Raw genomic sequence first — 20,652 nt, 5'->3', positions numbered from 1 at the left:
ATAGCAGTTTATAGCAGTTTATAGTGGTTTATAGTGGTCTATAGATTAATATTCTCATTCGACGTATAAAATAGCATTTTATTAAAGTCTATTAATCTATCTTAAATAACTCTTCTTTATGAAAAGGTCAATTATATCGGTAAAGTAAGGAGATCTCGTAGCTCCTCGCATGGTATAAGCTCAAAATCTTTTCTAATTGCTTGCCTGCTGATGGAAAAGGGGTTAAAACCATGAAAATTACACAACACACAAAAAAAGACGGAACAGCTGTTTAACGCTCTAGTATCTATTTTGGTATAGATTGCACTACAGGTAAAAAAGTTAAGACGACTATATCAGCAAGAATCCAAAAAGAGCAGTCTCTTTCTACGAAACCGCTCTTGAAAAAATAAAAAGTTCTTAAAAAAATCCACAAAATAAAAAGAGAGAGGCTTAAACTCCCTTTGTACCAACGTTTATAGACTCTTTTCGGTATAATTGACTATAGTATTCCAAAAATAACATGTCAACTATTTTTGACATATTTTTAAAATATTTCTTGCTAGAACAAAAAAAGCCCTCCAGCTACTAATAGTAACTGGAGAGATTTCCGGAATGAACCCCGCTCGATCTACTGTTTTAAGCGGTAGGTCTTGCGTGGTTTTTTCTTAGGTACCCGCTTGACACCCACTTCTTCCACGAATTCTCCGAATTTTACGAGGAAGTTATTGCTAACGATGGGGCGTCCAGGATTGATCAGATTAACCAACTCGGTTGCTTCATAAACGGTGAAAGGCTCCTCTAACAGATAGAGGAAGGTTGGATTCCAGTCCAGACGCCCCTGAATCCGCTTGATCGATTCTTGAATAATCTGGTAGTGGTCAAAGGCAAAATCAGAAGCAGCTAAGGGTTCTCCATCAAGCAAACACTGGGACTTTTTGAAATCGACATCGAGAAAAACGACTTCCTTGGCATCGTCACCTGCATGGGCTAAGTCTACTGCTTCTGCTGGCAGATAGACCAGATGGGCGATGGTAATGATCCAGCCTCTGGGGTCCCGCCCAGGGGTGGAAACTGTCAGGAGCTGCTCCACCTTATTCACTGGCAGATCGAGCCCAACTTCTTCTTTGACTTCTCGGATACAGGCATGAGTCGCATCTTCATCCTTGTTCACAAAGCCCCCCACCAAGGCGAGGCGGTGTTGATAAGGGTGGGCCTTGCGGCGAATAGCTAAGAGCTTGAGCTTGCCTTCAACAAAACAGTAAGCCACCATATCCGCTGTGACACTTGGAGTTTCATAAGTCGGCAGGTCTTGCTCCTTGTACCACTTGAGAAAGTCTGCTTCACTAGCGACCGTCTCAAAATACTCTTTCTCCGTCATTCCTGCTGGAATTGAGAGACTTGCCATCTAAGCCACCTCCTTCTTGAGGGCTTTGGTCCATTGGTACCAGCCCACTAAACTATTGAGCGTGTAAACCCAGTACATCCCTTGAATGTGAAGACTCTGATCCCACCAGAGATAGATACTAAAGACGTTGGTCGCAATCCAGAAGATCCATTGCTCCCGGTAAAGGCGGGTCATTAGGAGCTGGCCGACCCCATTGGTCGCATCGGTGATACTATCGCGGAAAGGGCGAGCGCTATGGATGCTCTGATACGCAAAGCCCATACCGATCCAAATCACAGCACACAAGGCCAAGTAGCGCATCCACTCAATTAAGTTCAATTTCTTGGCTTCAAAGTGAGATTCTTCAACCTTACCTTGATCATTGATCCGATTAGAGAGCCAAACATAAAGGCCGATCGGTTGCATGATGAAGAAATAAAGAGTTGTCAGAACTTCCCCGTAGAAGTTTTTATTGAGGGCTAAAACGAGGTAGATAGCGGAATTCACTGCTCCAAAGAGGTAGTTACTAGCACGCCCTTCGGCAACCAGGATGACACAGACAATGCCTGTCCAAGAAGCAAACAGTCCCAGCCAATCATGCTGTCCTGTCCGATTGGTCCATTCTAAGAAGAAGGGAACACTAGAAAGAAGGAGGAGATAAATCCATTGAAAGGCTGTGCGTCCTACAAAAAGGTCCTTCCATAGAAGTTTCATAATATTGACAAAGCCTTGCTTTTTCGCTTCTCGGTGAACATTTCTAAAGTCTTGGCTAAAAGTTGCGAATTTTTCAGATAGGTTTTTCATAAGCTGCTCCTTAGTCGGCTTGGTAAATGGCATCGATCACCTTCTTAGCTTCTTCGTAGTTGCCGAGGTAGTCTGATGCGAGGAAAGTGGTCGGAATGTTTCCTAGGTATTGCTGGCGCAATTGGTCCAGGTAATTTGAAAAGCTGGTGCGGATCTCTTCGTCAGCCATGGTCATGTCTCGGAAACCATCATTGACATAAGAACCGATCGGCTGTACAAAGAGGATCAAATCCCATTTTTCTTTGGACAGAATACTGACAAAGAGGTTGTCGAAGGTATCGGTCATGCTGGTATCCTGACCTTCGACCTCCATGTAGTAGTCGTAATAACCCTTGGTCACCAGGGAATTGGTATCTGCGATGACAAGGCCTCTATTGGCACTACTATCGATGAGCTTAGAGGTTTGATCATACTGTCCTAAGAGTAGATAATAGTAATCTTTTGGCGTGAGCTCATCATCTCGAACATTGTTCTTGATCTGGTATTCACGGGCATACTCAAGACTAACAGGTGCATCGTAAAAGCGGGCTAAGTCCTTTGCAAGGGTCGTTTTCCCGTTGCTGGCGCTCCCCATGATCAAGACTTTTTTCGTGAACTGGCGACGGAAGGGCTGGGCAATGTATTTCCAGTATTTGCTGGGATTTTCCCGGATCATGGTAGCAGAGATCCCGAAGCGACGCTCTTCTAAGTGAACTTCAAACCCTCTAGCTTCCAACTCTTCCTTGTAGGCTTTCTCCCCTACATAAAAGATCAACTCTTCTGTCTCTGTTTGATACTGGATGGTGTCTAGGGCTGTCTGTAACCAAGGCTCCCAGCCCAAGGGATAACGAGGAAGTTCTGTCTCATCTAACTTATAGACTTGGGTCAACTCATCATTTGAGAAAGCTTCGCGGATATAACGGAAGCGTTTTTGTAAAGGCAGTCCCACTTCTTCGCCACGATCCCCTTCGTAACCAGAAACGATGACACGAACGCGATCACACTGACGCTTGGCCCGCTGGATCAGGTCAATATGCCCTTGATGAAGAGGCGCAAAGGTTCCAAAAACCAGGGCAATTCTTTCTTTTTTCATATAAACTCCTTTTTATAATTTTTTATAAATAGATTTTCTTTATGTTTTTATTATAAACTATATTTTCTATCTGTCAGTAGTTTTTTTATAAAAAAATATATTTTTCTTCAAATCAACAAAAAAAGATCTGAAAAGAGAAGCTTATCCTTTCAGATCTTTCGAATTTTATTCACGAGTGAGGGAGTGACTGACACCGTCTTTCAGAACCGTCACACTAGATACAGAACCATCTTTTCCAACTACGATATCTAGAGTCGCCGCAGACCCATCGCCTGCTGAGAGATTGGCATGGTAATGACCATCATCCAAGGTATAGTTATAAGCGCTGATACCATAGGCTACGGGTTGGCCCCCAGGAAGTTGGATGGTCACTTGACCACCTTGGCCAATAGTGACTCCAGTGTCGCGTTTGTCAGACCAATTCCCAGCTGCTGCGGAGAAATCTCCTGCTGCTACAGAATAGACTCCCTTGTATTGGGCATTCTCCGTAGCAGAAGCTTGCTTCTTAGCATGGGCATGACCGTCTTCTAGACTTGGCAATTTTGCTTTCGCTGGTGTTGCTGGAGTGGCTACTTCTTTTGTTTCTTTTGTTACGGGTGCTGCTGGTGTCGCTTCTTTAGCTGGAGCAGGTGTTTGACTAGCTGCAGCTTGGTTATTTTTGCTACCAACAGTATGACTTTCTTCTGATTTGCTATCAGAGGATGAAGAGGCAATCTGATCTTTACTAGTGATCACTTTTTTCTTAGAAGAAGAGCTGGTTTGTTTAACCAGACTGGTCTTTGAACTGCTTGCTTCTGAAGTTTTTTCTTCTTTATTCCCGCCACAAGCTCCTAGGAAAAGACTAGCTGTCAAAGCTAGGGCTGCTAGGGAAATGATTTTTTTGTTTTTCATAACAGAACCTCTTTTTTGTAACATTTGTAATATTTTGTAACATTATTGTAACACTGTTATATGGGGCTGTCAATAGTTTCTCAAATATTTTTCTAATTTGAAAGAAGTTTTAAGTAAGTTCCTAAACTTTGCAAAAAAAGCCGGACATACTGTCCAGCTTCTCATTATTTATACACTTCTTGATAGAATTCGATCTTATCCCCTTTTTTAACGGTGGTTTCAGCAGCACCTTTTGGAGCCATCTCGCCATTGATCTTGTACATCCAGTAAAGCCCTTTGGCTTCGTCTTGGCTGTGACCGTCAATCGAGGTGATCATGCCATTTTTTTCTTCAATCTTGTAGTTGGCTTTGAGCACTTTCATGAGGTTGCTCTCTTCTGCTACTTTCAAGGTTTTCGATTGCACTTTTTGACCTTCTGGCGTCACACTAATCGTAATCGAAATTTCGTTTTTCTTGGCAACTTCTGCGCTAGAAGCAGTTGTTTGATTGTTTGTGCTATGAGACGGAGCGCAACTCGCTAAAAGAAGAGCTGCAAGTAAGGTCATCAAGCTAGAAATAGTTTTTTTCAACATAAAATCTCCTAAAGATTTGATAGATAATGGGATAGAAAATGATCGTCGACAGAGCATGGGCAAGGTTAAAACTAAAACCATTGACCAAAGCATAGGTCCACCAAGGAATATGGTATATCAAGGCATAAACACTATCGATCAAGACCCCATAAGCAAAGGACAGTAGGCCCACAAAAAGGATCTGAAGGACAAAGGGCAACCACTTGTAACTGATACGCCAAATGAGCATCAAACAGCCAAAGGCGACAATCTGAAAGAACACAATCAGGCTCATCCCCAGGAAAAAGGCGGAGACAAACATGGTGATCATCATCACAAGAAAAGCAAAGCTATACCCTTCAAATATCACCAAGAGAAAAAAGATAGCAGAAATAGGTTGGACATTTGGGAAAGGGGCAAAAGCCTGACGTAGAGCGACACAAAGGGCCGCCAAAAGCGAAATACGGGTTAATCGCTGAAGCGTCATGACGTCCTCCTAGACAATCTCGAACTTGATCGTTCCGGCTGTCGTTCCAACCTTGATGGTTTGCCCTTCTTGGGCTTGCCCTTTCAGCAATAGCTCTGCTAGTTGATCTTCCACTTCGGTCTGCAAGACACGACGGAGTGGGCGAGCTCCCGTTTCTGGATCGTAGCCTTTGGTTGCTAGCAACTTGAGCGCTGAAGGCTGGAATTTGAGGGTCATGCCTTGTTCGGCCAAGGTCGCGATGAGCGGTTTGACCATGACTTTCACTACCTGCTGCATGTCCTCGCTTGAGAGACTATGGAAGACCACCTTTTCATCAATCCGGTTGATAAACTCTGGACGATAGGTCTTCTTCAACTCTTCAAACATGCGTTTTTCCATATTGGCTTGGTCAAAGCGGATATCTTTAGCACCAAAGCCAACTGTCTTATCATCCCGAAGGGCTGTTGCTCCCAGGTTTGAGGTCATGATGATAATGGTATTGGAGAAGTCGATCTTCCGGCCTTTGCTATCGGTTAAGACTCCATCATCCAAGACTTGCAAAAGGACATTGAAAATATCTGGATGGGCTTTTTCCACCTCATCAAATAAGAGAACTGAATATGGTTTGTTGCGGACTTTCTCTGTCAACTCGCCTCCTTCTTCGTAGCCCACATAGCCTGGAGGAGCTCCGTTGAGGCGACTGGCCGCGAATTTTTCCATGTACTCACTCATATCAAAACGGATGAGGGCCGATTCATCATCAAACAGAACTTCTGCCAAAGCTTTGGCTAGCTCTGTTTTTCCGACACCGGTAGGTCCTAGGAACATGAAAGAACCGATCGGACGTTTATTGCTACGGATACCTGATTGATTGCGTCGAATAGCCCGACTGATACTCGAAACGGCTTGGTCTTGACCAATCACGCGCTTGTGCAATTCTGCTTCTAAGTTTAGGTACTTCTTGGCATCGGTTTGGGTCAGTTTTTGAGTTGGAATACCAGATAATTGGCTCAAAGTCACCAAGACATCTTGGTCAGTGACTTCTTTTTTGTAGACAACGGGAGCGGACTCTACTTCTAAGAGTTGGGCTGCTTTCTTCCACTTGCCATCCATCAAGGCCCGATCCAAGGCGGTCAACTCTTCTTTTACGTGACCGTTGGAATCGCGGTTTTGTACGGTAGCTGCCGCTTCATCTAAGAGATCAATGGCTGAATCTGGCAATTGACGGCTGGTCAAATAGCGGTGGGCATATTTGACAGCTGTTTCGATCGCTTCATCGGTAATGGTCACATGATGGTGGTCCTGATAGGTCTCTTTCAAGCCTTGGAGAATTTGGATGCTATCTGCAACACTTGGCTCTTCAATGGTGACTTTCGCAAAACGTCGAGAGAGGGCTGCGTCTTTTTCGATATGCTTTTGGTACTCATCTTGAGTCGTTGCCCCAACTGTACGCAAGGTTCCCCGTGCCAGGGCTGGTTTTAGAATATTGGCTGCGTCTAAGGTCGAATCAATACCGGATCCTGACCCCATAATGGTATGCAGTTCATCGATAAAGAGAATCACGTGACCGTCTTCTTCGATGTCCTGGATGATATTGTTCATCCGTTCTTCAAAGTCCCCACGGAAGCGCGTCCCTGCAACGACATTCATGAGATCCAATTCTAAGACACGCATCTGTGCGATTTCAGCTGGAACATTGCCACTAGCGACACGCTGAGCCAGACCTAAGGCAAGGGCGGTTTTTCCGACCCCTGCTTCTCCCACTAATACAGGATTGTTCTTCGTCTTGCGGCTGAGGATTTGGATCATGCGTGAAATCTCTGCATCCCGGCCGATCACAGGCTCAAGCTGGCCTGCACGCGCCATTTCTGTCAAATCACGGGTATAATCTTCAAGACCTCCACTGGTGCTTGGGGGCATGCCCATCATATTTCCCATGGTTTGGCGGTTGGGGTTTTGGGCCCGATAGAGACTCCGAATGGCTTTGATATCATTCTTGTCCCAGCCTGCCTTGTCTTCTAAATTCTTGCGAAGGGAGGCAATAGGAACTCCCTTGTCTTGCTCTGTAAAGGCAAAGCCGGCAAACTCCATAACTTGGCTCGCCAAGGTCCCACGGTCTGCTAGAAGAGAGAGGAGCACATGCTCTGTTCCCAAGGTCTTGGCATGAAGGACCTGGGCAATCTCTCTTGCGTGTTTCATAATCGCTTCCATCCGATAAGAAAATGGGAAGATTTCATACCGATTGTCGCTTTGAAAAGCTTGGCCTGTAATATGCTCCGCTGCATCCTGAAACTCATCGATCTGCATAGGATAATCGTTAAGTACAGAACCTGCTACGCTATAGGGATTATTGGCCATAGCCGTCAGGAGATGCCAAGTATCTAAGGTATGCCCCTGATAGTGGCCTGCTAGTATTTGGGCCGCTTCTATACTTTCTAACAGTGCTGTTGAATAGTTCATCTAGTCGGTATTTCCTTTTCTATCTACTTGTTGAATAATTTTTTTCAGCATACTTGCTCGTAGGATGAGAGCATCTCGACCTAGGACCTCATCGGAGGTCGTCGCAAGCAAGAGCTGAGTCTCACGTTGTGTCAATAATTTTTCTTCATAGAGCATCTGGAGGATATCATTGAAGACCTGCTGGCTGATGGTCTCTCCAATATTGGCTGCCAAGTCTTGGAGCATCTGATGGTGATCTGAAAACTGGACCTTGCCAATGCGGATATAGCCCCCACCACCGCGCTTGCTCTCTACAATATAGCCTCGGCTCTCGGTAAAGCGAGTCTTGATAACATAGTTAATCTGACTGGGTACGACCTGAAAGACATCGGCTAACTCACTTCTTTTGAGCTCTGCCATGCCAGCTTGAGCCAGCAAGGCCTTGATATAAGCTTCAATGCTATCAGATGTGTTCTTATTTGCCATGATGCTCCTTTCTGGCTTGTTTTTTTCTAGATGGATGCTCTGTTCTTGGCCCATAAAAAATGGCCTTGGAGTGTTCCTTCTCATCATTGACCTTATTTGACTATTATACAATTTTTACGGCTGTAAATAAAGCAAAGACTCCATGGAAATAGGAATCTCTTAAGAAAACAAAACAAAAGAGGCTAGTAAGAACTAACCTCTTATGCGAAGAAGGAACTACTCTTTGCGACGAACGAATTTGGCGCCTCCGCCCAAGAAACCTAGGCCAAGAAGGCCTAACCAAGCAAACAGTCCACTTTCTTTTGTACCGGTTTGAGGAAGTTTTCCTTCCGATTGTAGAGAAGGACTTTCAACACCTTCTTTTTCTGGATGGTCTGAAGTCAAAACAGAAACTGCTTCTGAGGTTTTCGGTTGCAAGAGAACTGGTCTTTCTTTTTCTTTTTTGTCTTCAGCTTGAGAAAGAGTCGCAACTTCTGGTTGCACCTTACTTGGAGTTACAAGAGTGGTTGGAGTCGGCATATCAGCTATCAACGGACTTTCTTCCGCTTCCTTCGTTCCAACTTCTGTGATCTGGTCCTGAGCCTCCACTTCGACAAAGGCATCGACTTCTGTCCGAATTTCTTTGCCTTCTTCTTGTCGAACCTCGATCAATTTCAGCCGGCGTCCGACCTTCCCTGCTTGAAGGATCCGGCTCTCGCCCTTGGCCAAGTCCTTGTTCTCACGTGTTTGACTCTCAAATGGAATCTCCTCCGCTTCGATGAGAAGTTCTGGTTTTTCAAGAATCAAATCCCGAACACCTTCTTCTGGTCGTGTCTGCGTCAGCGGTTCATAATTGTGAGTATCTTCTAAGATGGTTTCAAGTGCCTCCACTTGATTAGCTGCAGCAACCAAATCTGGTCGCTCTTGATCCAACAACTGAGTCAAGTCCGTCAATTGTTCTTGAACCATCGGTTTGAGATCTGCTTTCAAGCGATCGAGAGAAGTAGCCTTGATCTTTTCTACTCCTTCTCTGATGATCTGTTGCAACTCTTCTTGACTGAGCAACTGACTATCTTTCCCTGAGAGGATAAATCGGTCTACTTGGATAGCTCTAGATGACTGAGGGTCATTGAGGGTTGGATCTAGATGCAAGCGTAGTTGGTGGTAGCCTTTTGCTAGGCCTTGCAGATTGACCAAACTCTGGTCGAGCTTGCGTTGGTCTCCATAGCCACTGAAATAATGATCGCCTTCGATCTCATAATCATGGCCCCGACCTTCTTCGAAGGCCATTTCTTTTCCATCCAGGGTGACGCTGTAGAGACCATGACTTGGGTCGACTACTCCTCGGACCTCCACACCAGTGCCCTTAAAGGTAATGGTCACTTCAATGTGTTTCTTGCCTTCCTCATCGGTCACTTGGTTAAAGCTAGACCAAGATTCTGTGCCATTTGAGAAGTTTTGATTGTCTGTCTCGTGCTGCCAACCCTCACTGTAATGCAGTTTTGGATCTTGGTCATCTACTTCTTTGCGATTTTCTGGAAGCAGGTCCTCGTTCATCACTTGGACTGTCAGTTCTGGAATAAAGCCGACCAGACTTCCTTGATCCGGATGCAACAATTTGACCTTAAAGTCATAGACGTCGGTCGCTTTTCCTGCAAAATCAAGGGTTGGAACTTGGACTGTTTTTTCTGTCTCGCCATCTGCGAACTCAAGGGTGACGTTGGTATCTTTGTAGACCTTGCCATGAACCCCTGTTCCTGGTTCTGTGATCAATTTAAGACTGGCACTTCCTTTAGAGCCACCTTTTCTCTTGACGAGGATTTGCGCTGGGTCGCCTTTCTTAACGGCTAGGATTGGCTGAGCAAATTCAAAGAGCCCCTTTTCTTGGTTATTGAGAGCATAAATCCCTTCCGTTGCGATCGCATCTCCCTTGCTATTGACCAAGGTCAAGGTGTGGGATCCTGCTGCCAAGTCCGGTGTTTCATAGACCTTTTGGCTGCGTTTGCGACTTGGGCTTTGGGTATTGACGGTCGCTAGCTTTTGGCCATCGACATAGACATACATTTCCCCATGACCAGGGTCGACAGTTGCGACCACATAGGCCTTGGTGCCTTCAAACTGATAGGTCACCGAAGCTCCTTTTTCCTTGGTCCATATAGAGGTGCCTCGGACGCCTTCTCCCTCTTCATTCCACTGGCCATTGGCCCGCTCTGCTGTCCGGTCAGAATGATAAGTCAAACCAAGCGGATAGCCATCGGTTTCTTCAATGCTAGCTGGTGTCTTATAGACAGAGACTCCGTTCAAGATTGGAGTAGCTTGGGCATCAGTGATGGACACCCGGATATAACGACTATCAACTGGTTGCCCTTTGATCAATCGGCGATATCCTACGGTTGAGCCAGCCCCATATGGAATCCATTGGCCATTCACAGCCACATCAATGGTGAAGCCAGAAATCCGTTGACCTTTCTCGATGGTTTCTTTGAGCTCTACCACATCAAAGTGTTGCTCTTTTCCAAGATCAAGGACAAAAGAGCCGGTTTTGGCATCATCTGCAGGTGCCCAACTGGTCTTTTCATCGCCATCTGTCAAATGGCTGGCCTTGTAGAGCGGATTGCGTCGTGTTGAGTCAGCTTCTACCAAAGCTCCTGCCGCATAGTTCACACTGTAGAGTTGGTCCAAGGTCTGGCGGAATTCTTTCAAACGGGCCACATCGGCATCCGCAAATTTTCCGTCTTGATTGGGTGGAATATTAAGCAGAAGCGGGGTTCCACGGCCGACCGATTTGAAGTAAATGTCCATCAATTCGCGCAAGGACTTAGGCTCTTGGTTGTCATGGTAGAACCAGCCGGAGCGAATAGAGACATCGGCTTCTCCCATTGAGTATTGCTTCCCTTCCGGATCCCCGTGATTGAGGTAGCTATTGGATGGATTGTTGCGAATCTTATCTGGATTGACCTTATGCCAAACTGGATCTCCAGCAATTCCCTTTTCATTTCCGATCCAACGAACATTGGTGGGCTCAGCTGAGAAGATGGCAATATCCCCTTGGGCCTTACGAATGGCATCAAACCACTTATCGAAGGTATAGGTGACTTTTTGAGCCCCATCGCCACGCGCTCCATCCATCCAGACTTCTACGAACTTGCCCTTGTTTCCATATTTTGGATCTTCAAGTATTTCTTTGAGCTGGTTGAGATAGTATTCGTTGTATTGGTCCTCTGTATCCACATGGTAGAGTGGGCTGTGGGCATCCCAAGGAGAGAGATAGACCCCCATGTCCATGTCATACTTGCTGGCAGAAGCAGAAACCTCGGCTAGGATATCGCCTTTTCCTTCCTTCCAACCGCTTTTGGCAATGGTATGGTCGGTGTATTTAGAAGGGTACAAGAGGAAGCCATCGTGGTGCTTGACGACCATGATCGTCCGTTTGAAGCCCGCGTCTTTCAGAGTTTTGATCCACTGATCGGTATCCAGATGCTCTGGATAGAAATAATAAGGGTCTTCTTGTCCATCTCCCCACTCACGATCGTAGTAGGTATTCATCCCAAAGTGGATGAAAGCTGCTAGTTCTTCGCGGTGGTATTGCATTTGGGCCTTGCTTGGAAGCGGACCATAGTCTGCAATCTCAGGCTCCTCATCTGGAGAAGTGGCTGGTTGACTTGCTTCTGTCCCTTGACTGACTGCGCGGTTTTCTTTCTCACTCGTTACAGGTGAGGAATTCTCTGATTCTTCTTGGTGCTCGTTCACAGTTTTCTCCTCCTTTCCTTGTTCTCCTGCATTTCTCGTTTCGACCCGTTCTTCGCGAGTTTCACTCCTCTCAGCTTGTTCCTCTGCGTAACTGGTAGTCACTCCTAAAAAACAAGTCGCTACGACTACCGAGCAGACGCCTACTGAGAGTTTACGAATGCCAAATCGATTTCTCTTATCAAATAATCTTTTTCCCATATTCTATTCCTTTATGTCATCAGGTAAAGAGGGTGGAGACTTTCCCCATCCTCTTTCTGTTACCTGTGAACTTTTTTCCGTTATTTGCTAGTTTCTCTAGCTGTTTTATTTGGCCTTATTGGCTCTTTTTTTCTGATCGTCCAGCACAGCACTGGCAAGGCCTGCCGCTAGGATTCCAGCAACGAGGCTTGCGACGCTTTCTTCCGTTCCTGTATTTGGTAATCTACCTTCGGAAACTGGAGTAGCTGAAACTGCTGGTGTTTGTGCTGTTTTCTCGACTTCCTTCCCTGCTACATCTGTCCCTTCCTGACGCACTGCTTTGACCTCAAGAGATGCTTGAGGAGTTGCGGCAGCTACTGGTCTTTCTGAGGCATGAGGATGTTCTGAGTTCGGAAGCGGGTGTGGTTGTGGTTCTGGTTGTGGTCGTGGCTGAGGTGCTGGCTGTGGCTCTGGTTGTGGTTCTGGCTGTGGCTGCGGCTCTGGTTGTGGAGTGTCTGGAAGTACTTCTTTCGTGCCCACCTCTGTGATTTCTGCCACTGGATCTAGCTCTACAAAGGCATCCAGTTCCTTCCGGCTTTCCACACCATTTTCTTGAGAAACTTCCACCAAGCGCAATTTGCGGCCTTTTTGACCTTCTTGAACCACACGTTTCTCACCTTTTGGAAGATCCGCATTTGGACGTTCTAGGCGTTCAAAGTCCATCTCTTCTGGCTCAATCACCAACTCTGGTTTGGTATGGACCAGATTCTTAACCCCTTCTTCAGGAATGGCTGAGCCTGTAGGTGCTTTTGCGGAGAGAGAAAGTTGATATACTTTTTCGAGCTTGCCATCTTCTGAGACAACCTTGATAAGAACCGGAGCATTGGCACTTTTAGCATCGATGACCGTAACGGCTGTTCCATTCTTGCCTTGTGCTGAAACGATTGGACGTTCTCCCTCATACTCTAGATGATAATCTGTCACATCTGGTTTAAAACCTTCTAGGTCTTTGCCATTCACTTGGATCGTAACGTCAGTTGTTGCCTGGGCCTCTTCTGTTGGGGCATAGGCGCTCAATTCAATGATTCCGATTCCTTTAAGACTTTCATCACGGACCATTCTTAAACGGATGGCTTTCGTTCTGGTTTCGTTGAAGCTGAGGTTAGAGATATAACCAGGCTCAAAGGCATAATCCAAGCTGTAAGGAATTTCTTCCCAGTTAGAGGACTGGTTAAATGGATGTTCTGGAAGATTCTTCAGATTGCCGTAATCATCTGGGACATCAAAGTCTGGACCAATGTAGCGTTCTAGAACCGTTTTCGTTGGCAGACCTGTTTCCTGATCTGCAAAGAAGTCGACTGCTACTTTATTGACCAAGCGCTCGGTTACTTGACCATTTTTCTTGAAGATGAGACCAGCAAACACTTCTGTTTGATCCGGCTCTCTCTTCCAGTTGGTCCAACGGTAGTACTCATTGTAGCCACCATCATTGATGTAATCGATATAGTCGATTTGATTTGGATCGAGATCGTTGGTTTCACTAGCAAATGCTCTGGTATCCTCTGCATTGTAGTCACGGTTCACAGAGAGGTTTTCTCCTGTCTTTTCTGACACCCGGACGGTCAGCTGAGCTGTCAGATCATAACCGAGGACCTTTCCTTCTAACGTGAAGCTGCCTTCATGAGAAAGTGCATCAGCTGGGATAGCCTGCCAGTCCACCGTCAGTTCCTTGCGTTCGTAACCTGTGTCCCCTTTGAAGTAGACACCTACTGTAGATGGTAGAACCAGATCTTGACCGACTTTCACAAAACGTCTGCCTGCTTCTACTGCTACTGGGGTAGCTTGTTTCAGTTTTTCTGCATCACTTGTGAGATGGAGGCGGTATTCTTGTAAGATAGTACCATCTTCTGCTTTATGGATGACACGGATTGGCTCACCTTCATGGACGCTTGGCACAACCGTTGCAAGACCGTGATGGCTAGCTGTCGCTTCCACTTGTGGATAAGCCCGATCACGCGCATCGATATAGTAATCTGTCACACTTGGGTTGACACCTGGCAAGACATCGCCATTGACGCGAATGGTCAACTGGCTCTTTTCTTCTGCCGCCACCTTATTGGCAAAGATCTGAATCTCTGAAATAGAGCTTCCACGCTTGCCTTCTGGCGTCTTCATACGGATCCGAACAGCATAGGTGTCGACCTTATCAAAACTGAAATGATTCATCTTGCCAGCTGCTACCGGTTCTTCAACGGTTAGGTTGCTGACTTCTTTCCAGTTGGCTGGATTGTTAAATGGATGGTCTGTTTCGTCTTTGACACGATTTGGATTGCTTGGAACTGTTGGGATTTGCTCCCCTGTATAGTACTCAATCACGTATTCACTTGGAGCCCCAACGCCGTGGTCTTCATGGAAACCAACATGGAGGTTGTCCACTGCACGCTTGGTCAAGATACCAGAGTCCCCAAACAAGATTCCAACCGAATCTTCCGCATTGTCACGGCCCCAGTTGGTCCAACGGTTAGCTGGAGCATCGGTAAAGGAGATGACCTTGTCATTGACCTTAGCAACTGGATCCGCATCGTTAGAGTCACTTGCAAAAGCGAGTGGCAAGACAGATCCTGTCCATTGCTCTGCTACATTGGCTCCCTTGACTGTGTTTGCGGAAACACGAATATGAAGACGGGTTGGAAGATCTGTTCCTTCTACACGACCGGAGAGGACAACTTCTCCTTCTTTGACCAAGAGTTGCGGATCAACCGCATCCCAGGCCACCTTAGCAGTATAGGTCTTACCATTAGAGTGATAGGCCCGCACGCTTTCTGGAAGAGCTGGTTTTTCTCCGACTGGAGTGGTAGTGCTGACTTCTTCTACAGCGATAATACCTTCAACCGTCACTTGAGCTTGGGCTTCTTTTTCCACACCCTCTACATGACCTGTGACTGTAAAGCTATGGTAATCCTTGACTTGATCTGCGGTTACAGCATCCCAGGTCACGCGTTTTTCTTTAGGGAATCCCTTATCATACTCGACCAAGACGGTCTCTGGAAGAGCTGGCAAAATGTTTCGATCGGTGCTGATCCGTACAGGACGCACCTTCACAACTGTCTTTTCTTCTGGATTTGGCGTGATAGTAAAGCTGACTTCTCCCGTTTGTCCTTGGAAGTTGGCTTCTAAATGAACCAAGCCTGCTTCCCGCAATTCCAAACCTTTATTGGTTGCGACGGCTTTTCCTTGGCTACCAGCTCTTGTCTTCACATCGATTTGATCTGCTTGGAGACTTGCCTGGCTACCATCTTGGTAATGGGCAATGACTTCAAGTGGTACCGTTTGGTCTTCCTTGAGTTCCTGTCCTTCTGGCAGACGCAATTCTAGGCGCTCAATCTGTGGACTTTCTTCTTGGAATTGGACCACATAGGTCTGGACAGCTCCCGTATCCTGAGCAGTTACAAAAATTTGAGCTTTCAAACCATTTTCACGGTTAGCTTGGAGGACCGTCACTTGGGCATTTTCTGCACTTGCTGTGACTTGACCTGGCTCTTGACCATAAGCGAGGGAACGGAAAATGGTATGGTTGCCACTACCAAATTTTGGAAGAGCTACTCCATCTAGCTGAACCGTTGGTTTCTTAGCCTTGGCTACATCTCCTCCTGCAACCACTAGTGTCGCTTGGACGGCTTCCCCATTGCCTAGGAGTCCTGTCGCTTTCAAGCGAGCACCTGGTGTGGACAATTGATCTTCTTGACCAGCTTCCAAGGTCCATTGATCAACTTCATAGCTAACTGTCTGGCCATCTGTAAAGACCAATTGCACAGTCTTATCCACTGTCGCTAGATCTGCTCCCTGTGGGATTTGTTTGATGACTGGAAGAACTTGCTCCACACCGATCACATCGACCAGAGCTTCGACCGTGCGTCCTTGAACATGACCTGTCACACGGACTTGGCCAGCACGGCTATAGTCTGCTTTGTCCCACTCAACGGCTTCTTCTTGGGCCTTGCCATCGCTATAGACCACATTGACCTTACTTGGTAAAGCTGGCTCTTCTCCCAGATAAGCGCTTTGTCGAACGGGTTCTACACCCAATACGGTGCGTTCCGCTTGGTCCTTCTTACCTGTAAAGAGGCTGACTTGGTCTGATTGCAAGCGGTCTGAGTCTGCATACAGAGTAAAGGCACCCGCCTGCTCAGTTGATTTGACAATGACCACCCCTTTGCCGTTAAAGGCTTTGCGTTGCCATGAGCCATCTTCCTGCGCTTTGTAACGTTCACGGCTAGCTTGTTCCCCATTATCGACACCGACAATTTGGCCTTGTCCATGCAAATGGAAATGCACCAAATTATTGGCAGTTGGCACCACACGACCTGCTTCATCAACGATCTCATAGGTAATATAGGTCAAATCCTTACCGTCTGCTGCAATCGCATGTTCTTCTTTCAACAAGCGAACACCTGCAGCCTTGCCGGCTGTTTCGACTTGATCTTTCGCAATCACGTCGCCTGCTTCGTTGCGGGCAATGGCTTCCACCTTACCTGGCACATAAGGAACCAACCACTCTAGATAGAGTTCATCCGGATTTGCCCCTTCTTGGTAAGTCCGGCCATCAGCTGTGGTCTTCTTGGTAAAGGTCTTCACTCCTTGTGATTCCCCATTGACAATCAATTCCACACTGTGGGCATTGGAGAAGGTCCGAACAGGAATCCGACCTTCTTCATCCATGACACGATTGGCCAATTCTGGGTTGTCCCAGTTCCAATGTGGCAAGAGATGCACCATCGGATGCTTTTCAGCCGATACCCATTGGCTTTGGTAGAGGTAAAAATCATTCTTTGGAAGACCGGCCGTATCGACAATACCGAAGTAAGAACTTTTCACAGGTGTGTCATTTTGGTTGTGCCATGGAGTTGGCTCACCGATATAGTCCGTACCAGTCCAGATAAATTGCCCTGCATAGCCGGCATGATCGCGGTCAAAGGTCCAAGAGGCTGTCGCTGTCCGACCCCAACCAACCCGATCATTGCCGTAGTCTGATTGTTCATAGTGGCGATCTTCTTGGTTGCTTCCGACCCATTCTCTTTCAGGGTGGTAGTAAGAGCCCCGTGTCCGCGTCGCAGAAGAGGTTTCAGAACCATAAATGAGCCAGTTTGGATGTTTCGCCCGTAAGCTTTCATAGTTGGCCTCTGAATAGTTGAAACCAACCGCATCGAGCTCTGCCGCTACCTTTTCATGGCCTCCTGATCCATCACCAAAGCGGAATTTATCAGCTCCCATAGTGACATAGCGGGTTGCATCCACGTCCTTGATGGTCTTGACCAAGCGACGAACAGTTGCGACAGATTTGTCTGAACCATCTGCTTCACCGACTTCGTTACCGATTGACCACATGACAATGGCTGGATTGTTCTTGCCCCGCTCTACCATGGTTCGTAGATCGTAATCGGACCAAGTATCCCCCTTACGAGCTTCTGGGTGAGTGGCATCTTTTTCAAAGAAACGACCGTAATCATATTGTTTCTTACCACCATACCAGGTATCAAAGGCTTCTTCTTGGACCATCAAGCCCAACTCAGCAGCAATTTTTAAGGTTTGTTCACTGGCTGGGTTGTGGGTCGTCCGGATGGCATTGACCCCCATGTCTTTCATCTGTTTGAGACGACGGTATTCAGCCTTGTAATTTTCCTCAGCTCCAAGAGCCCCGTGGTCATGGTGAAGGGATACTCCGTGGAATTTCGTCGCCACCCCATTGAGGAAGAAGCCACCTTCTGGCGTCCAGTTGAGATAGCGATAACCAAAGCGTTCCTTTTGCACATCGACCAACTGCGAATCCCGATAAACCCGCGTATACAAGGTATAGAGAGCTGGATGATCCGTTTTCACATCCCAGAGGGTTGGTTTTTCAACATGCAAGGTTTGAGAAAGGTTGATCTCTTGACCAGCTAAAACAGCTTGTGCTTCACTGCGCGTTTTTTCGCTCACCACTTGGCCATTTTGATCGACAATTTCATATTCCGCATAAATACTATGGGCTTGATCATCCTGGTTGACAATGCGGCTCTTCACCACCGTATCTACTGCCCCATCTTTCTGTTTTTCCAACTGAGGGGTCGTAATCGTAGTCCCATACTGCGCTAAATGAACCTTGTCCGTCACACTCAGCTTAACATCCCGGTAAATCCCGCTACCAGAATACCAACGGCTACTTGGTTGTTGATTGACCACATGAACGGCGATGGTATTCTCGCTTCCATCTGCGTTCAAATAAGGAGTAATATCATAAGAAAAGGCATTGTAGCCATTTGGATAATGACCGACGAATTGTCCGTTTACATAGACTTTGGAATCCATGTAAACCCCGCCAAATTCCAAGCGGACCTTCTTATCTAAATCTTTGTCATCCAAACGGAAGGTCTTACGATACCAAGCATCCCCACCGTTTAATTGACCCCCTTCATTTTGAGCAGGAGAGTTGTGATCAAAATCAAAGAAAATAGACCAGTCATGAGGAAGATCTAATTTTTTCCAATCCTTGACATCCACTTGACGCCCTTCTGCACCAGGAGCTGCATTTAATTTAAAATACCAATCTTTATTAAAATCACGTTCTCGATCTTGCACAATATCCTCCGCTACACGATTTTGATCTGGAACAGCTGTTTCTTCCGTTCCTGTAGCACGCTCAGATGAAGCTGAAACAGGCTGGCCTTCGCCTTGAGGCGCCGGCTTTCCCTCAGCTCTGGTAGGGGTGATGACAGCTGGAGCTTCTGAAACCATTGCACCAGCTTCAGGAACTTCCGTTTCTGAGTTTTCAGTTACAACACTTGGTGTCTCCATCGAAGTCGGTTCACTTTCGAGGGCTGGCTTTTCTTCCGCATGGACCCTTGAAAGACCCAAGGCAGAAAGCCCAATCACAACAGAACAAGCTCCAACGGAGAGCTTACGAATACTAAAAACAGGACGCTTTTCAAAAAAAGACTTTCCCATAAAAACCTCCTCTTAGGATTAACTGTTAAATTTGTAAGCGCTTTCTTATACCTGCGAACGCTTACAGAAAATCACATATTAACTATACCAAAAAAATAGGAGCGATAGGCCTCGATTTCGCTCCAACTATAGTTAGATTAAGAATTCCTTTAATTAGTGGAAATCTCCTACAAACCAAAAAAATAGAAGCCCACGGCTTCTATTTTTTTATGATCTTATAATCCTGGTTCTTGACCAAGTTCAGCAGCCACCATCCAAATGTTCTTTTCAAGTTCTGCTTTAGCCCCAACAAAGATATCGTTGGTTACATCGTCGCCTTCAGCATCGGTAACATTCAAAGCTTTTTGGTAAAGGCCATCAAGGTAATGGAAGATTTCAAGAACACGTGTCAAACTTTCTTCTACATTTTTCGTAAATGTTCCACGGCGTTCTTCAATATTGCTGTGTTCCAAAAATTCAGTCATGCTAGAATATGGCGCACCACCAAGAGTGATCAAGCGTTCGCTCACTTCATCTAAGGTTGCATCCAAGCTGTCCATGTATTCGTCCATTTTTGGATGCCAAACCATAAAGCCACGTCCACGCATATACCAGTGTACTTGGTGAAGGGCAATGTGAGCCACGTAGAGATCTGCTACGACTTGGTTCAAGAGAGCTTTTGTTTCTGGAAGAGTTTCTTTATTTGAAGGTGCAAAAGTTGCTACATCAGTAGCTGCTTCATGTTTCATAGTTGTCATGTCATTTCTCCTTTTTTATAATGATTCTAATTAACTATGTCTTTATTATATGCTTCCTCCACCAGAAAGTCAAGATAAAAGATTAAAAAAGATCATAGTTGTCAATTGAGAAAAGATACGATAGAATGAAGAAGACTAATCGAAAGGCTTGACTAATGAAATATTTCTTTACCTTCCTGATCTCCATGGTGCCCCTTGTTGAATTGCGCGGGGCCATCCCTTTTGCCATTGCAAATGGTATTCCCTTATGGACAGCGCTCCTGATCGGAGTGATCGGAAATCTTCTCCCTGTCCCTCTGATCTTCTTTTTCGCCCGCCATATTCTTACTTGGGGGGCAAAAAAACCAATTATCGGAGGCTTTTTTAGCTGGTGTCTCAATAAAGGCCATCGAAGCGGACAGAAATTAGAAAAAGCTGCAGGAGACAAGGGAATTTTCTGGGCCCTACTCCTATTCGTCGGCATTCCTTTACCAGGAACTGGTGCCTGGACCGGAGCTCTTGCAGCTTCTATCCTTGACTGGGACTTCAAACGCAGTAGCCTCGCAGTCATGCTCGGAGTGATCCTAGCTGGCCTCATCATGGGAACCCTGTCCCTGCTTCTAGGAATCGATACCTTCGCACATTAAATAAAAGACTGAAGCAACGGCTTCAGTTTTTACATATAAAAAAAGATTCCCGTTCCTCTAAGAGTATAGACAAACTGTTTTTTTACAAATCTAATAAATTCTATAAAACAAAAAAATTTATTTATTAGAATTACTCAGTCATCTACTAAAACTTTCCGCTGTGAGAAAAGTGCTAGAAACAATCATGTTTCTAGCACTCGGGAGTTTTGGAAGTAAAACAGTTCGGGGAACTGTTTTAGCATGAGCCTAAAATTTGAAAAGCGAATGGGTCCAAAACTAATTGAACACGGGCGGCGGATTGTGTCAAAAAGATAAGTTTTCCTAGAA

12 protein-coding genes and 1 pseudogene are annotated in these 20,652 nt (G+C 46.0%); 2 read left to right on the top strand and 11 right to left on the bottom strand.

The window, feature by feature from the left end; genetic code table 11:
• Positions 1–230 precede the first annotated feature (230 nt).
• Positions 231–356 (top strand): annotated as a pseudogene (locus HMPREF2832_RS10515) (site-specific integrase); the annotation flags it as partial.
• Positions 357–610: 254 nt separating this feature from the next.
• Here HMPREF2832_RS10515 and HMPREF2832_RS06365 read toward each other — a convergent pair.
• The 11 genes from HMPREF2832_RS06365 to HMPREF2832_RS06315 all read right to left on the bottom strand — a co-directional run bounded on the left by HMPREF2832_RS06365 (position 611) and on the right by HMPREF2832_RS06315 (position 19,699).
• Positions 611–1,387, bottom strand: a complete 777-nt coding sequence (locus tag HMPREF2832_RS06365) for an NUDIX domain-containing protein (RefSeq protein WP_070506052.1) — start codon at positions 1,385–1,387, stop codon at positions 611–613.
• Positions 1,388–2,170: a nicotinamide riboside transporter PnuC gene (gene pnuC, locus HMPREF2832_RS06360; RefSeq protein ID WP_049498178.1), complete on the bottom strand. Its 783-nt coding sequence runs from the start codon at positions 2,168–2,170 to the stop codon at positions 1,388–1,390.
• Positions 2,171–2,180: 10 nt separating this feature from the next.
• On the bottom strand, positions 2,181–3,242 hold the full coding sequence (locus HMPREF2832_RS06355) for an AAA family ATPase (RefSeq protein ID WP_049498179.1): 1,062 nt from the start codon (positions 3,240–3,242) through the stop codon (positions 2,181–2,183).
• A 165-nt stretch (positions 3,243–3,407) separates the two neighbouring features.
• Positions 3,408–4,133: a hypothetical protein gene (locus tag HMPREF2832_RS06350; RefSeq protein ID WP_049498180.1), complete on the bottom strand. Its 726-nt coding sequence runs from the start codon at positions 4,131–4,133 to the stop codon at positions 3,408–3,410.
• A 164-nt stretch (positions 4,134–4,297) separates the two neighbouring features.
• Positions 4,298–4,705: a DUF4430 domain-containing protein gene (locus HMPREF2832_RS06345; protein WP_070506050.1), complete on the bottom strand. Its 408-nt coding sequence runs from the start codon at positions 4,703–4,705 to the stop codon at positions 4,298–4,300.
• Complete coding sequence (locus tag HMPREF2832_RS06340; RefSeq protein ID WP_049498182.1) at positions 4,683–5,171, bottom strand: hypothetical protein; 489 nt, start codon at positions 5,169–5,171, stop codon at positions 4,683–4,685. The genes HMPREF2832_RS06345 and HMPREF2832_RS06340 overlap by 23 nt, the downstream gene beginning before the upstream one ends.
• Positions 5,172–5,180: 9 nt before the next feature.
• Positions 5,181–7,610, bottom strand: a complete 2,430-nt coding sequence (locus tag HMPREF2832_RS06335) for an ATP-dependent Clp protease ATP-binding subunit (RefSeq protein ID WP_070506048.1) — start codon at positions 7,608–7,610, stop codon at positions 5,181–5,183.
• Positions 7,611–8,075, bottom strand: coding sequence for a CtsR family transcriptional regulator (locus HMPREF2832_RS06330; RefSeq protein WP_003009029.1), 465 nt, complete (start codon positions 8,073–8,075; stop codon positions 7,611–7,613). It lies immediately after the preceding gene.
• Positions 8,076–8,291: 216 nt separating this feature from the next.
• Positions 8,292–12,002 (bottom strand): alpha-L-fucosidase, encoded by a 3,711-nt coding sequence (locus tag HMPREF2832_RS06325; protein ID WP_070506046.1) that lies wholly within the window; start codon positions 12,000–12,002, stop codon positions 8,292–8,294.
• Positions 12,003–12,107: 105 nt separating this feature from the next.
• Positions 12,108–18,962, bottom strand: coding sequence for an Ig-like domain-containing protein (locus HMPREF2832_RS06320; RefSeq protein WP_070506044.1), 6,855 nt, complete (start codon positions 18,960–18,962; stop codon positions 12,108–12,110).
• 215 nt (positions 18,963–19,177) lie between these two features.
• A complete protein-coding gene (locus HMPREF2832_RS06315; protein WP_003009034.1) occupies positions 19,178–19,699 on the bottom strand; it encodes a Dps family protein in 522 nt (173 codons plus the stop codon).
• Between the two features lie 155 nt (positions 19,700–19,854).
• On the opposite strand from HMPREF2832_RS06315, the gene HMPREF2832_RS06310 reads away from it, so the two are divergent.
• Positions 19,855–20,325, top strand: coding sequence for a COG2426 family protein (locus HMPREF2832_RS06310; RefSeq protein ID WP_070506042.1), 471 nt, complete (start codon positions 19,855–19,857; stop codon positions 20,323–20,325).
• Positions 20,326–20,652: the final 327 nt, after the last annotated feature.

The sequence above is a fragment of the Streptococcus sp. HMSC073D05 genome (genome assembly GCF_001812015.1).
Classification (GTDB): Bacteria; Bacillota; Bacilli; order Lactobacillales; family Streptococcaceae; genus Streptococcus; species Streptococcus parasanguinis_D.
This window is presented reverse-complemented; position numbering and strand designations above follow the sequence as displayed.

Coding starts and splice junctions, on each gene's coding strand:
- HMPREF2832_RS06365 (WP_070506052.1), bottom strand. CDS start 1,387: ATGGCAAGTCTCTCAATTCCAGCAGGAATGACGGAGAAAGAGTATTTT.
- pnuC (WP_049498178.1), bottom strand. CDS start 2,170: ATGAAAAACCTATCTGAAAAATTCGCAACTTTTAGCCAAGACTTTAGA.
- HMPREF2832_RS06355 (WP_049498179.1), bottom strand. CDS start 3,242: ATGAAAAAAGAAAGAATTGCCCTGGTTTTTGGAACCTTTGCGCCTCTT.
- HMPREF2832_RS06350 (WP_049498180.1), bottom strand. CDS start 4,133: ATGAAAAACAAAAAAATCATTTCCCTAGCAGCCCTAGCTTTGACAGCT.
- HMPREF2832_RS06345 (WP_070506050.1), bottom strand. CDS start 4,705: ATGTTGAAAAAAACTATTTCTAGCTTGATGACCTTACTTGCAGCTCTT.
- HMPREF2832_RS06340 (WP_049498182.1), bottom strand. CDS start 5,171: ATGACGCTTCAGCGATTAACCCGTATTTCGCTTTTGGCGGCCCTTTGT.
- HMPREF2832_RS06335 (WP_070506048.1), bottom strand. CDS start 7,610: ATGAACTATTCAACAGCACTGTTAGAAAGTATAGAAGCGGCCCAAATA.
- HMPREF2832_RS06330 (WP_003009029.1), bottom strand. CDS start 8,075: ATGGCAAATAAGAACACATCTGATAGCATTGAAGCTTATATCAAGGCC.
- HMPREF2832_RS06325 (WP_070506046.1), bottom strand. CDS start 12,002: ATGGGAAAAAGATTATTTGATAAGAGAAATCGATTTGGCATTCGTAAA.
- HMPREF2832_RS06320 (WP_070506044.1), bottom strand. CDS start 18,962: ATGGGAAAGTCTTTTTTTGAAAAGCGTCCTGTTTTTAGTATTCGTAAG.
- HMPREF2832_RS06315 (WP_003009034.1), bottom strand. CDS start 19,699: ATGACAACTATGAAACATGAAGCAGCTACTGATGTAGCAACTTTTGCA.
- HMPREF2832_RS06310 (WP_070506042.1), top strand. CDS start 19,855: ATGAAATATTTCTTTACCTTCCTGATCTCCATGGTGCCCCTTGTTGAA.